This is a genomic window from Pseudomonas sp. AM4(2022), from assembly GCF_036346515.1.
GTDB classification, from domain to species: domain Bacteria; phylum Pseudomonadota; class Gammaproteobacteria; order Pseudomonadales; family Pseudomonadaceae; genus Aquipseudomonas; species Aquipseudomonas paracarnis.
Genome location: NZ_JAOTNW010000041.1, coordinates 1 through 13,404, shown reverse-complemented (window position 1 = coordinate 13,404; position 13,404 = coordinate 1). Strand labels below are relative to the sequence as shown.

Sequence of the window (13,404 nt, the reverse complement as noted above, 5' to 3'; positions counted from 1 at the left end):
CGGCCGTTACCGCAGGAATGGATATACACCCGGTATACCTGCGTCGCCTGTCAGGCCGCCTTCGCGAGCAAGCCCGCTCCCACAGTTGGATCGCGGGGTGTCAGGTGGATAGGCGTCGGCTGGGAGGCCGCCATCGCAGGCAAGCCAGCTCCCACAGGCAGCATTTGCAGCCGACCGATTCGGCCCGGTGTTGCATGAATTCTGAGGATGCCCACCCGGCTCAACAACGCAATCCTTGCGTCGCAACAAGCCCCAGAGCCGAGTGGACGGGGCGCATCATAAGGAGTGAAACGGCACTTGTCCTCCAGACAATTCTGAACAAATGTGCACATTCCAAGTGTGTGGCTAGGGATTGCTTAACCCAGCCGCCCAACAATTTCGTCTTTGATCAATAGCCGTTTCTTCTTCAGCTTTTCCACATCCTCATCGCTGGCACTGGCTTTTTCCGCCGCCAGCACCTCCCCGTCGGCAGCATCATATTGGGTGAGCAACGAATCCAACCGTTTGTCCTGCGCCCTGCGTTCGTGAACAACTTCCTTGCTCAACCCCAAGTCCTGATACAGGTCGTGTTTCACTGGCATGGCGTACCTCCACAGATTGATCGATGGTCTACGCCCTTGAAGCTAGCCCATTCCAACCGGTCTTGTCATGTTTGAGGCCAACAACGTCCCGTTCGTCGCGGCGCACGCGATGGGATCAAACCTTTACCCCGCCCTGCCCTCCACTGTAGATCGCCACCCCAGGGAGAACGGTTTTATGAATCACGTTGCCACTGCTGCCGACACCCAATGCATCAACACCCTACGCACCCTGGCCATGGATGCCGTGCAGAAGGCCAATTCGGGTCACCCTGGCACGCCCATGGGCCTGGCGCCGGTGGGTTATACGTTGTGGAGTCGCTTCCTGCGTTATCACCCCGAGCATCCTGACTGGCCCAACCGTGACCGTTTTGTGCTGTCGGTAGGGCATGCCTCGATGCTGCTGTATTCGCTGTTGCACCTGGCCGGTGTGGTGGAGATCGATGCCCATGGCCAGCGCTCGGGCCAGCCGGCCGTCAGCCTGGACGATATCAAGCAGTTCCGGCAGATCGGCTCCAAGACCCCAGGCCATCCCGAGTACCGCATGACCACGGGCGTGGAAACTACCACCGGCCCGTTGGGCCAGGGCTGCGCCAACAGCGTGGGCATGGCCATGGCCGAGCGATGGCTGGGCCAGCGCTTCAACCGCGACGGCCAGGTGCTGTTTGACTACGACGTTTACACCCTGTGCGGTGACGGCGACATGATGGAGGGCATCAGCAGCGAAGCCGCGTCCCTGGCCGGGCACTTGAAGCTCGATAACCTGTGCTGGATCTATGACAACAACACCATCAGCATCGAGGGCCACACTGAGCTGGCGTTCAGTGAAGACGTGATCCAACGCTTCCAGGCTTATGGCTGGCACACTGTGCATGTCACCGACGCCAATGACTTGCAGGCCTTGAGCGTGGCGTTGGAAACCTTCAAGGCCAACACCGGCGCTCCCACCTTGATCGTGGTGGACAGCGTGATCGGCTACGGCTCACCGCACAAACACAACACCGCTGCGGCCCATGGCGAACCACTGGGAGAGGACGAGATTCGTCTGACCAAGGCCGCCTATGGCTGGCCGCAGGATTCAAGCTTTCTCGTGCCCGAAGAGGCTCGCACACTGTTGCGCGATGCCCTTTACGAACGCGCCGAGCCGCTGTACGCCGAGTGGAACCAGACCCTGGCCGCCCTCGACCCGCAACGGGCCGATGAGCTGCAACGCATGCGCGCCGGGGAAATGCCCGAGCAATGGCAGGCGCACCTGCCCAGCTTTGCCGCCGATGCCAAAGGCGTCGCCAGCCGTGCTTCGGGCGGCGAGGTATTGAATGCCTTCGCCCAACAGATTCCATGGTTGCTGGGCGGTTCGGCGGATTTGTCGCCCTCGACCAAGACCAACCTCACCTTCGACGGTGCCGGGCGTTTCAGCGCGGATGACTACAGCGGGCGCAACTTGCACTTCGGTATCCGCGAACACGCCATGGGCGCGATTGCCAATGGCATGGCGCTGTCCTACCTGCGCCCGTACACCTCGACCTTCCTGGTGTTCAGCGACTACATGAAACCGCCGATCCGCCTGGCAGCAATCATGGAGTTGCCGGTGATCTTCGTGTTTACCCATGACTCCATCGGCGTAGGCGAAGACGGGCCCACCCACCAGCCCATCGAACACCTGACCCAACTGCGTGCCACGCCGGGGCTGTTGACGCTACGGCCAGGCGATGCGAATGAAACCCTTGAGCTGTGGAAGGTGGCGTTGGCACAAACCCATCGGCCCAGCTGTATGGTGTTATCGCGCCAGGCATTGCCGACCCTCGACCGCAACCACTATGCCGCAGCTTCCGGCGCGGCCAAAGGTGCCTATGTGTTGGCCGGCGCGGATCAACCGGAGGTCATCCTGATCGCCACCGGCAGCGAAGTCAGCCTGGCGGTGGCCGCCTATGAGCAGCTCAAAGACCAAGGCATTGGCGCTCGCGTGGTGTCGATGCCCAGCTGGGAGCTGTTCGAAGACCAGGGCCAAGCCTACCGCGACAGCGTCCTGCCGCCTGCGGTTAAAGCCCGTGTAGTGGTGGAGCAGGCAGGGCCCTTGGGATGGGACCGCTACGTCGGGCAGACCGGCGCCAAAGTGGTGATGAACAGCTTCGGCGCCTCGGCACCGCTGGCCAAGTTGCAGGAGAAGTTCGGGTTTACCGTGGAGAATGTGGTGAAGCTGGCCAAAGAGCAGATCCAGCACAACCTCACTGACTGACACTGGGCTTAATGTGGGAGCGGGCTTGCTCGCGAAGACGTCGGCCCAGCAAACATTATATTGACTGACCTGCCGCTTTCGCGAGCAAGCCCGCTCCCACAGGAGTCTGCGCTTAACTGACTGGCATCAGGGCTTGCCCCTCCCACATTTTGGACATCAGCACCCGTTAGATCAGTGATTGGGCCAGATAAGGTGCAGTGCGGCTGTGCTTGCTCTTGGCAACCTTGTGGGGCGTGCCGCACGCCACCACCGTTCCGCCCAGGTCCCCTGCCCCCGGGCCGATATCAATCACCCAGTCACTCTGGGCCACCACGCGCATTTCATGCTCCACCACAACCACCGTATGCCCCGCCTCCACCAAGTGATTCAACTGGCTGAGCAAACGATCGACGTCCTTGGGGTGCAAGCCGGTGGTCGGTTCGTCCAAGACATACAAGGTGGCGCCCCGGGCGTTACGTTGCAGTTCAGTGGCGAGCTTGATGCGTTGGGCTTCACCGCCGGACAGCTCGGTAGCCGGCTGCCCCAGGCGCAGATAACCCAGGCCGATATCGCGCAGCACAAGCAACGAACGCAGGATGCCCGGCTGCTCGGCAAACACTTGCACCGCCTGCTCCACCGTCAGCCCCAGCACCTGGGCGATGTTCAAGCCCTGCCATTTGATCGCCAGGGTATCGGGGTTATAGCGCGCGCCGTGACAGGTCGGGCATGGCGCGTACACGCTGGGCATGAACAGCAACTCAACGCTGACAAAACCTTCACCCTCACAGTTTGGACAACGGCCCTTGGCGACATTGAAGGAGAACTGCCCGGCATCGTAATTGCGCTTCTTGGCCGCTGGCGTGGCGGCGAACAGTTTGCGCACGTTGTCGAACAGCCCGGTATAGGTCGCCAGGTTGGAACGCGGCGTGCGGCCGATGGGCTTCTGGTCCACCTGCACCAGGCGCTGGATGTGCTCCAGCCCGGCGCTGATGCGCCCGCCACTGGCTTGCGGTGCAGCATCTTCCAGGCTCGGTTCGTCGTCGCTTTCCAGCACACGCCCCAGGCCCGTGCCCACCAGTTCTAGCAGCGCCTGGCTGACCAGGCTGGATTTGCCCGAGCCGGAAATCCCCGTCACCGCGGTGAAACAGCCCAGCGGGAAATCCACGTTCAAATTATTCAGGTTATTTCGCGTCACGCCTGTAAGCTTCAGCCACCCGGCCGGCTCGCGGCTTGGCGCATTGGCCGGGCGAGGTTGGGCAAACAGGTATTCACGGGTCTGCGAGGCCTCGACATCCGCCAACCCTGCGGGCGGCCCGCTGTACAACACTTGCCCGCCATGCTCGCCGGCAGCCGGGCCCACGTCGATCAGCCAGTCGGCGCGGCGCATGGTTTCCAGGTCATGTTCCACCACAAACAGCGAATTGCCCGCGGCCTTCAAACGATCAAGCGCCGTGAACAATGCTTCGCCATCCGCCGGGTGCAGTCCCGCCGAAGGCTCATCGAGCACATAAATGACGCCGAACAACTGCGAGCCCAATTGGGTAGCCAGGCGCAGACGCTGCAGCTCCCCGGACGACAAGGTCGGCGTGCTGCGCTCCAGGGACAGGTAGCCCAGGCCCAGCTCGATCAAAGTATTGACCCGTTCGAGCAGGTCCTGGGCGATGCGTTGGGCTGCCAGGCGTTTTTCCACCGACAGCTTCATCCTGTCCTGCCCCGCAGCCACCGGCCGCAGCAACTCGGCCAATTGCGCCAGGGACAATTGCGACAGCTCACCGATATCCACCCCGGCAAACTTCACCGACAACGCCGCCTGGTTCAGACGTTTGCCCTCGCACAATGGGCAGGCACTGCCTTGCATGAACTGCGACACGCGCTTTTTCATCAGCGCGCTCTGGGTGTGGGCGAAGGTGTGCAGGATATAGCGTCGGGCGCCGCTGAAGGTGCCTTGGTAACTGGGCTCCAACTTGCGTTTCAACGCCTCGCGGGTCTGCTGCGGGGTGAAGCCGGCGTACACCGGTACGGTGGGGGTTTCTTCGGTGAACAGAATCCAGTCGCGCTGCTTTTTCGGCAGTTCGCGCCACGGGATGTCCACGTCATAGCCCAGGGTCACGAGGATGTCGCGCAGGTTCTGGCCCTGCCACGCCAACGGCCAGGACGCCACTGCGCGCTGGCGGATGGTCAAGGACGGATCGGGCACCATCAGCGCTTCGGTCACTTCATACACGCGGCCCAGGCCGTGGCATTGCGGGCACGCGCCCTGGGGCAGGTTCGGCGAGAAGTCCTCGGCGTACAACATGGCCTGCCCTTTCGGATAACGGCCGGCGCGGGAATAGAGCATGCGGATCAAGCTCGACAAGGTGGTGACACTGCCCACCGAGGAGCGCGCACTGGGTGTACCGCGTTGCTGTTGCAGGGCCACGGCAGGCGGCAAGCCTTCGATGCTGTCTACATCCGGCACGCCGACCTGGTCGATCAAGCGCCGCGCATAGGGCGCCACCGATTCGAAATAGCGGCGCTGGGCCTCGGCATACACCGTGGAAAACGCCAGGGACGATTTGCCGGAGCCAGACACGCCGGTAAACACCACCAGGGCGTCCCGGGGAATATCCACATCGACATTGCGCAAGTTATGTTCACGGGCGCCACGCACCCTGACGAAGCCCGTTTGCCGGGCGGTGAGCGGTGGGATGTTGCGCTGTGATGTCATGGGCAACCTTGTCTTGCGCCAAGCACCCTGCGCACACGTTGGGTCAGGGCATCGGGGCTGTAGGGTTTGCTCAGCAGGTGGATATCGGCGCTGAGCAGATGATTGGAAGACAGAATGTCGCGGGTGTGGCCAGAGGTAAACAGCACCGGCACCGGCGGGTTCTGCGCGCGGGCCCAGGTGGCCAGGTCGGTGCTCTTGACCCGACCGGGCATCACCACATCGGTGAAGATCAGGTCCGGCGACACGCCGCGCTGCAACACTTGCATCGCGCGGTCGCCATCCTCGGCGGTCAGTACGGTATAGCCCGATTGCTGCAGCAACTCGACCACCGTCAGGCGCACGCCTTCGTTGTCCTCGACCACCAGAATGGTTTCCTGGCCGCTGCCTTGCGGGTCCGCATCACTGTCGTCGTCGAAGCATTCAGGCTCCAGGCAGTGGGGAAAATACATCTGTACCACCGAGCCCTTGCCCTCCTCGCTCCACATGTCCACGTGCCCGCCACTTTGGCGCACAAAACCGAACACCATGCTCAGGCCCAGGCCGGTGCCGTGGCCTTCGCGCTTGGTGGTAAAGAAGGGTTCGAATGCGCGCTTGAGGGTCGCCTCGGACATGCCCACGCCGGTGTCGGCCACGGCCAGGCGCACGTACTCGCCGGGCTTGATGCTTTTACCTACGCAATCTTGCGGGTGGAGGATGACGTTTTCCCCGGTGATACGAATTACGCCCTCGCCCTGCATGGCATCGCGGGCGTTGATCGCCAGGTTGAGCAACGCGTTTTCCAGCTGGTTGCGGTCGACATTGATGCACCAGGAGTCCTGGGGCAGTTGCACGTCGATATGAATGGTTTCCCCCAGCGCCCGTTGCAACAGCTCGCCCAGGCCGGCGTAGATGCGCTGCGGGTTATACACCGCCGGAGACAAGGGCTGGCGACGGGCAAAGGCCAGCAGTTGCGACGACAGCTTGGCCCCCCGCTCCACAGCGGCGATGGCCGCGGTGACGCGACGTTGCACCTGACAATTGTCCGGCTCATGCCGGGCGAGCAAATGCAGGTTGCCGGCGATCACTTGCAGCAGGTTATTGAAGTCATGGGCCACGCCACCGGTCAGGCCGCCAATCGCTTCCAGCTTCTGTGACTGGCGCAACTGGTCTTCTGCGGCTGACCGCGCCTGCACTTCAGCGGCGACGCGTTGCTCCAGATTATGGGTGAGCTCCTGGCGCACCCGCTCGGACTTCACCAGTTCGGTGGTTTCCACCACAATCGCCAGCACCCCGGCCGGCTGTTGGTTGTCCCCGGCCACGGGGCTGTAATAGAGGTCCAGCCACACGCTTTCCGGTTGGCCGTGACGCGATAACACCAGCTCCTTGTTATTGAATGACAAGGTGCCGCCCGCCAGGCACGTATCCACCACATGCCGATTGAACTCGGCCACTTCCGGCCAGCCCAGTTCTACCGGAGTGCCCAAGAGATAGGGATGGCGCCCGCCGGCAAATACCGAATAGCTGTCGTTGTAGATCATGTACCCCGCCCGCCCCCACAGCATCACCATCGGCACGGGTGAGGCGAGCATCATTTGCACGGTGCAAGCCAGGCTCGTGGACCACTGATCCAAAGGGCCAAGGTCGGTACTTGACCAGTCAAATGTGCGAATCCGCTGGGCCATTTCGCCGGCCCAGCCTTCACAGCCATGGGGGTTGGATAAAAATTGCATGATTGGGCTCTGTGCAGGGACAAGACAGTCGCAAGTTTTGGAGCGCGCCAGCGGTGGATGGTTTCATCCTGAACACAGAGGAATGCACAAACCCCTGGAACTCAATGAAAATCCCGGCTGCGCACCACCATTCCATCCAGCAACGGCGTCAAATCGGTGAGGCGTCCCGCGATCAAATGCCGCACCTCACCCACCGCCTCCCAACGGCCGTCCACCTTGAGCAAACGCGAGCCCACCAGCGCCTGGCGCTGACGCTCGGCCAGGTCGCGCCAGACCACCACATTGAGGTTGCCGAACTCATCTTCCAGGGTGACAAAGGTCACGCCGCTCGCCGTGCCTGGGCGCTGGCGGCCAGTGACCAGCCCGGCGATGCTCACGTTGCGCCCATGTTCCACCGCCAGCAACTCCTGGGAACTGCGGCAACGGCGCCGGCGTAACTCGGCGCGCAACAACGCCAGGGGATGAGGCCCCAGGGTGGTGCCGAGGGTGGCGTAATCGGCGTGCAAATCTTCGCCTACCGTGGGCTCGGGCAATGCCACCCGCGTTTCATCGGGGCTCGGCAGGCCGGCAAACAAGCCCAGTTGCTGATGCACACCGGCTACGTCCCAGCGCGCCTGATGGCGGTTGCCGGCCAGGGCACGCAAGGCCCCGGCATCCGCCAGCAGCGCCTGGGCACGCGTATCCAGGCCGGCGCGCGCGTCCAGGTCAGCGATGTCGTTGAACAGCCGCTGCTGCCTCGCCGCTTCGATACGCCGCCCGTCTTCCTCGCGAAACCCCGAGATCATGCGCAAGCCCAGACGAATCGCCGGTTGCTGGCCGTCGATGGGCTCCAGGCTGCACTCCCAGTCACTGGCCTGCACATCCACCGGGCGGATCTGCAAGCGATGGCGCCGAGCGTCCTGCAGGATCTGGTCCGGGCTGTAGAAGCCCATGGGCCAGCTGTTGATCAGGGCGCAGGCGAAGGCTGCCGGCTCATGGCATTTGAGCCAGCAACTGGCGTAGGTCAGCAAGGCGAAACTGGCGGCGTGGGACTCAGGGAAACCATAGCTGCCAAAGCCCTTGATCTGCTCGAAAATCTGCGCGGCAAAGGCTTCGGTGTAGCCGTTTTTCAGCATGCCGGTGCGCAAGCGCTGCTGATGCGGCTCCAGGCCACCGTGGCGTTTCCAGGCGGCCATGGAGCGGCGCAACTGGTCGGCCTCGCCGGGGCTATAGTCAGCGGCGACCATGGCGATTTGCATCACCTGTTCCTGGAACAGCGGGATGCCCAGGGTGCGTTCCAGCACGGCTTCCAATTGCGGCGACGGATAGGTCGTGGGCTCTTCATTATTCCGCCGACGCAAGTACGGATGCACCATGCCGCCCTGGATCGGCCCAGGCCGCACAATGGCAACCTCGATCACCAGGTCATAAAACGTCTGCGGCTTGAGCCTGGGCAACATCGACATCTGCGCCCGCGACTCGATCTGGAACACACCGATGGTGTCGGCCTTGCTGATCATGGCGTAGGTGGCCGAGTCTTCCTTGGGAATTGTGGCCAGGCTCAAGTCCCGGTGGCGATGCCGGCGCAGCAAATCGAAACAGCGGCGGATCGCGCTGAGCATGCCCAGGGCGAGGATGTCCACCTTGAGCAAGCCGACGGCGTCGAGGTCGTCTTTGTCCCACTGGATAATGGTGCGCTCGGCCATGGCCGCATTTTCCACCGGCACCAGGGTGTCCAGCGGGTATTCGCTGATCACAAAGCCGCCAGGGTGCTGGGACAGGTGCCGCGGAAAACCGATCAGTTGCTGGGTCAATGTCAAGACACGGCGCAGCAGTGGGCTGTCCGGGTCGAAGCCGCTTTCACGCAGGCGCTCCAACGGCGGCGCCTCATCACTCCAGCGCCCGCAGCAATCGGCCAAGGCGTTAATCTGGTCCGCCGGCAGCCCGAGGGCCTTGGCCACATCACGTACCGCGCCCGTGGCGTGGTAACTGCTGACCACCGCCGTCAAGGCTGCACGGGTGCGGCCATAGCGCTGGAACACGTATTGCAGCACCTCTTCGCGGCGTTCGTGCTCAAAGTCCACGTCGATGTCCGGCGGCTCGTTGCGCTCTTTGGACAGGAAGCGCTCGAACAGCAGGTTGGTCAGGCTCGGGTTGATTTCGGTGATGCCCAGGGCAAAACACACCGCCGAGTTAGCCGCCGAACCACGGCCCTGGCACAGGATCGAACGGCTGCGGGCGAAACGCACGATGTCATGTACCGTAAGGAAATAGCTTTCGTAACCCAGCTCGCTGATCAGCTGCAGTTCACGATGGATTTGCTGCAAGGTCTTGTCGTCGATGCCTTCGGGCCAGCGCTGGGCGATGCCTTCTTCAGTGAGGGTGCGCAGCCAGGATTGGGCGTCATGCCCCGCGGGTACCAGCTCGCGTGGATAGTGATAGCGCAGCTGGCCGAGGTCGAAGGTGCAGCGCCGCGCGATGGCGAGGGTTTCATCCAGTAAGGCCTGGGGATACAGCGCCGCCAGCGCGTCGAGGCTGCGCAGGTGGCGTTCGCCATTGGGGTGCAGGCGCGTGCCAGCTTCGGCCACCGGCACATGGTGACGGATGGCGGTCATGGTGTCTTGCAGGGCACGGCGACCCCGCGCATGCATATGCACATCGCCGCAGGCCACGGCAGGGATTTGCAGGCTGTGGGCCAGTTGCAAACGCTGTTGCAGATGGCGTGCATCGTCCTGGCCGCAATGCAGATGCACCGCCAGCCACAGGCGCTGGTCGAAGGTGCGGCGCAGCCAGTCGAGGCTGGCCTGGGTGTCGCTGTCTTGCGCAACCCACAACGCCAAAAGACCGGACAACGGTTGCTCGAAATCTTCCTGTAGCAGGCGATAGCGGCCCTTTTCAGCCCGCCGCCGGGCCAGGGTGATCAGCCGGCAAAGGTGCTGGTAACCGCTCAGGTTCTCCACCAGCAGCACCAGTTTCGGGCCGTTTTCGATGTGCATTTCGCTGCCGATAATCAACGGCAAGTCCACGGCTTTGGCGGCTTGCCAGGCGCGCACGATGCCTGACAGCGTGCATTCATCGGTGATCGCCAGGGCGCTGTAGCCTTGGCGCTTGGCGCGCTCGAAAAGTTCCAGCGCACTGGAGGCGCCACGCTGGAAGCTGAAATTAGACAGGCAGTGCAGCTCGGCATAATTCATACGTCACCCCTCCCCTGTAGGAGCGAGCTTGCTGTGGCGAGGGAGCTTGCTCCCGCTGACTGCGCAGCAGTCTCCGGCTTTTATTGGGGGCGCTGCGCACCCCAGCGCAAGCAAGCTTGCTCGCCACAGTAAGTGCGCTCCAGCAGAGGGGAGGCTCATGCAAACCACCCTTGCAACCACAGCCCATCGCCTTGCCCCACCGTGCGATAGGCCCAACCCTGCTGGCCGGCGCGGGTCTGGACCAGGTAATAGTCGCGGCGGACATCGGCGCCATCCCACCAGCCGGATTCGATGCGCTCCGGGCCCATCAGGATCTGTACGCCGTGCTCGGCCAGCAAGGTCGGTTGCGGCAACAACCAGCCTGGGCGCCGGACCTTGTTCAAGGTCGGGCACGCCTGGTGGTCGGTCGTGGCCTGCCAGGCACATTCGGGGCGATGGTCGGCCTGAAAACGCAGGCCCTGCACCGCCTCATCCCCCAGGCGTGCACGCAGGCGCTCGCGCAATTGTTCCCACGGTAGGGTTTGTTGCGGGCGGTCGTCGAACAGGTCCTGGCGTTGCGGCACGAACACCGGCAAGTCCTCGGCCACCAAACGCACACCCCGCACCGGCGCGGTGACCTGTACCTGCTCCAGACGCCCACGGGCCAGTTCGAACAACATCGAAGGCTCGCGCTCGGCACTGAGCAGGCCCACCTTGATCACGCTGTCTTGTGCCTGGGCGTGTTCCAGGTGCAGGTCAAAGCGCTGCACGCCACTGTCACGCCCGCACAGGAAAGCGGACAGGTCGCCGGTCAAGCGCCGCAAGGGGAACAGCAGCGCCTGGTGGGATTGCACATCGAAATTCAACTCGATGCGTGCATCGAACTGGTCGGGCGGTTGATAAAAATCCAGGGGCAATGGCCGCTGCCCGCTCAGGGCGTCGAGGTGCTTGAGCAGGCTGGCGTCAAAGCGTCGCGCCAGGGTATGCCGGGGCAAGGCCTGCACCTGGGCCAGGCTGCGCAGGCCCATGCGCGACAAGGCAGTGGCGGCCTGGGGTTCAAGGCCCGCGCGGTCGATAGGCAACGATGCCAGGGCCTGCATCAGGGCGCGGTCATCGGCCACGGCCAGGCCGTCGTAGCCGTTTGCCAATATCCGCGCCGCCGCCGGGTTGGGCGCAGCGACGATGCGATGGCGAAAGCCAAGCTCGGTCAGCTCTTTGCGCAAACGCGCCTCGAGGTGCGGCCAGGGCCCGAACAGGCCCAGGCTCGATTCGATCTCGAACAACAAGGCCCGCGGATAATACAGGCTGACCTGGGAGCTGAAACGATAGGCCCAGGCGGCCAGAAACTGCTGCAGGCGCTCGATCTCCAACGGGTCGTATTCCACACAGGCAAACTGCTTGACCAGGGCATGGGCCGCCGTCAACGATTGACCGGGGCGCAGGCCCAAGGCGCGGGCGGCGGCGTTGACGGTTTGCAGCACGCGCCGCTGCGGCGTGCCGGCCAGCAGCGCCAGCGGCTGGTCGGGTTCGGGATGCACACGCTGTGCCCCGTCCAGCGCCAATTGCGGGAAGACAATACACACCCAACGCATGGCAACCTCAATGCCCCACCAGGGCAATCGGCGCCGGATGGGCCAGCCCGCCACGGCACTTGAGCACCCGTACTTGCGCGGGCCTGGCCTCGACCGCCAGGCGCAGGGCGGCAGGCGAGGCATTGATCGCCTCGCTCAGGGAGCGCCAGGCAAACGCCAGGGTCTGCCCGGTTTCCGCCGCCACCTGCAAACGCCGCAAAGCGCGATCATCGGCCTTGCGCGGCCAGCACAACACCGCACCGCAACTGCCCGAACGCAGGCATTGCTCCACCGCCCACAGCGCGTCACGCTCCTCGGCCTGGATAATGGACAGCTGGCGCACATCCACCCCGGCGTTCTGCCACGCATGAGGATAGGGGGTATAGGGCGGCGCCACCAGCACAATGCGCTCGCCCAGGGCCGACAAGCGTGCCAGTGTGGGCAGCACCAGTTGCAACTCGCCCACCCCGTCCTGGGCCATCAGGATTTCACTCAAGGCCGATTCCGGCCAGCCGCCACTGGGCAGCACCGCATCCAACGCCGCCAGCCCCGTGGGGTGTACGCTGGCCGGTGGCGCGGCGGGCCGGCCCTTCCAGACTCGCCCGCCACGGAACAGCGAGTCCAGGGCAACCACGGCGCCCATCAGCCTTGCCTCACCAGGCCGCAGAACACGCCTTCGATGGCCAGGTCCTGCCCGGGCCCGACCACGATAGGTTGATAGGCCGGGTTGCGCGGCAACAGGCGTACACTGTCGCCGTGGCGCTCGAAACGCTTGATGGTGACGTCGCCGTCCAGGCGCGCCACCACAATCTGCCCGTTCAGGGCTTCGGCACTGCGGCGCACGCCCACCAGGTCGCCATCGAGAATGCCATCTTCAATCATCGAATCGCCCTGCACCCGCAGCAGGTAATCGGGAGTTTTGGCGAAAGTGGCGGGGTCCAGTTGCAAGCGGCTGTGCACCTCAGCATCGGCGCCAATCGGCCGACCGGCCGCCACACGGCCGAGCACTGGTACATCCAGCCACTCGGGACGCGCAGGTTGATTGAGCAGGCGGATGCCACGGGCCTGGTTGGGGTTAACCTCGATAAAGCCGGCTTCGGTCAGCGCCACCACATGCTTGCGGGCGACGCTGCGCGAGGCGAAGCCGAACGCCTCGGCGATCTCGGCGAGGCTGGGAGGCTGACCTTGTTGCGCGATGCGCTCGCGAATGAAGGTCAGGATGGCGGTGCGGCGGGGGGTCAGGTTTGTCATGGAGTACATTTGTACTCCTGTGGGATATTTCTGACAATAACCGTCAGTCGGGGCTGGGTGTTACACCAGTGGGAGGGGGCTTGCTCCCGTGACGGCCTGACAGCCGACGCCCGCCTACCTGACACCCCACGATTCAACTGTGGGAGCTGGCTTGCCTGCGATGGCGGCCTGAAAGCCGACGATGTTATCCGTGTACATATCCATTCCTGCGGCAACGGCCA

The 13,404-nt window shown here is 63.6% G+C and carries 8 protein-coding genes; 1 reads left to right on the top strand and 7 read right to left on the bottom strand.

Translation table 11 applies throughout. The features are described 5' to 3' along the window. Positions 1-356: 356 nt before the first annotated feature. Positions 357-581, bottom strand: coding sequence for a DUF465 domain-containing protein (locus ODQ19_RS27610; protein WP_330211790.1), 225 nt, complete (start codon positions 579-581; stop codon positions 357-359). Between the two features lie 175 nt (positions 582-756). On the opposite strand from ODQ19_RS27610, the gene tkt reads away from it, so the two are divergent. Next, positions 757-2,814 (top strand): transketolase, encoded by a 2,058-nt coding sequence (tkt, locus tag ODQ19_RS27605; RefSeq protein WP_330211789.1) that lies wholly within the window; start codon positions 757-759, stop codon positions 2,812-2,814. Positions 2,815-2,980: 166 nt separating this feature from the next. Here tkt and ODQ19_RS27600 read toward each other — a convergent pair whose 3' ends face one another. From ODQ19_RS27600 to lexA, 6 genes are all read right to left on the bottom strand, one after another. After that, complete coding sequence (locus tag ODQ19_RS27600) at positions 2,981-5,500, bottom strand: excinuclease ABC subunit UvrA (RefSeq protein WP_330211788.1); 2,520 nt, start codon at positions 5,498-5,500, stop codon at positions 2,981-2,983. After that, positions 5,497-7,209 (bottom strand): ATP-binding protein, encoded by a 1,713-nt coding sequence (locus ODQ19_RS27595; RefSeq protein ID WP_330211787.1) that lies wholly within the window; start codon positions 7,207-7,209, stop codon positions 5,497-5,499. The genes ODQ19_RS27600 and ODQ19_RS27595 overlap by 4 nt, the downstream gene beginning before the upstream one ends. Positions 7,210-7,310: 101 nt before the next feature. After that, entirely contained in the window at positions 7,311-10,382 is a 3,072-nt protein-coding gene (locus ODQ19_RS27590) for an error-prone DNA polymerase (RefSeq protein ID WP_330211786.1), read from the bottom strand. Positions 10,383-10,537: 155 nt separating this feature from the next. Next, a complete protein-coding gene (locus ODQ19_RS27585; RefSeq protein ID WP_330211785.1) occupies positions 10,538-11,953 on the bottom strand; it encodes a Y-family DNA polymerase in 1,416 nt (471 codons plus the stop codon). 7 nt (positions 11,954-11,960) lie between these two features. Beyond that, the gene (imuA, locus tag ODQ19_RS27580) at positions 11,961-12,575 is read right to left on the bottom strand and encodes a translesion DNA synthesis-associated protein ImuA (protein ID WP_330211784.1); all 615 of its coding nucleotides are present in this window, start codon (positions 12,573-12,575) and stop codon (positions 11,961-11,963) included. Continuing rightward, complete coding sequence (lexA, locus tag ODQ19_RS27575; protein ID WP_116665857.1) at positions 12,575-13,192, bottom strand: transcriptional repressor LexA; 618 nt, start codon at positions 13,190-13,192, stop codon at positions 12,575-12,577. The genes imuA and lexA overlap by 1 nt, the downstream gene beginning before the upstream one ends. Positions 13,193-13,404: the final 212 nt, after the last annotated feature.

Coding starts and splice junctions, on each gene's coding strand:
- ODQ19_RS27610 (WP_330211790.1), bottom strand. CDS start 581: ATGCCAGTGAAACACGACCTGTATCAGGACTTGGGGTTGAGCAAGGAA.
- tkt (WP_330211789.1), top strand. CDS start 757: ATGAATCACGTTGCCACTGCTGCCGACACCCAATGCATCAACACCCTA.
- ODQ19_RS27600 (WP_330211788.1), bottom strand. CDS start 5,500: ATGACATCACAGCGCAACATCCCACCGCTCACCGCCCGGCAAACGGGC.
- ODQ19_RS27595 (WP_330211787.1), bottom strand. CDS start 7,209: ATGCAATTTTTATCCAACCCCCATGGCTGTGAAGGCTGGGCCGGCGAA.
- ODQ19_RS27590 (WP_330211786.1), bottom strand. CDS start 10,382: ATGAATTATGCCGAGCTGCACTGCCTGTCTAATTTCAGCTTCCAGCGT.
- ODQ19_RS27585 (WP_330211785.1), bottom strand. CDS start 11,953: ATGCGTTGGGTGTGTATTGTCTTCCCGCAATTGGCGCTGGACGGGGCA.
- imuA (WP_330211784.1), bottom strand. CDS start 12,575: ATGGGCGCCGTGGTTGCCCTGGACTCGCTGTTCCGTGGCGGGCGAGTC.
- lexA (WP_116665857.1), bottom strand. CDS start 13,192: ATGTACTCCATGACAAACCTGACCCCCCGCCGCACCGCCATCCTGACC.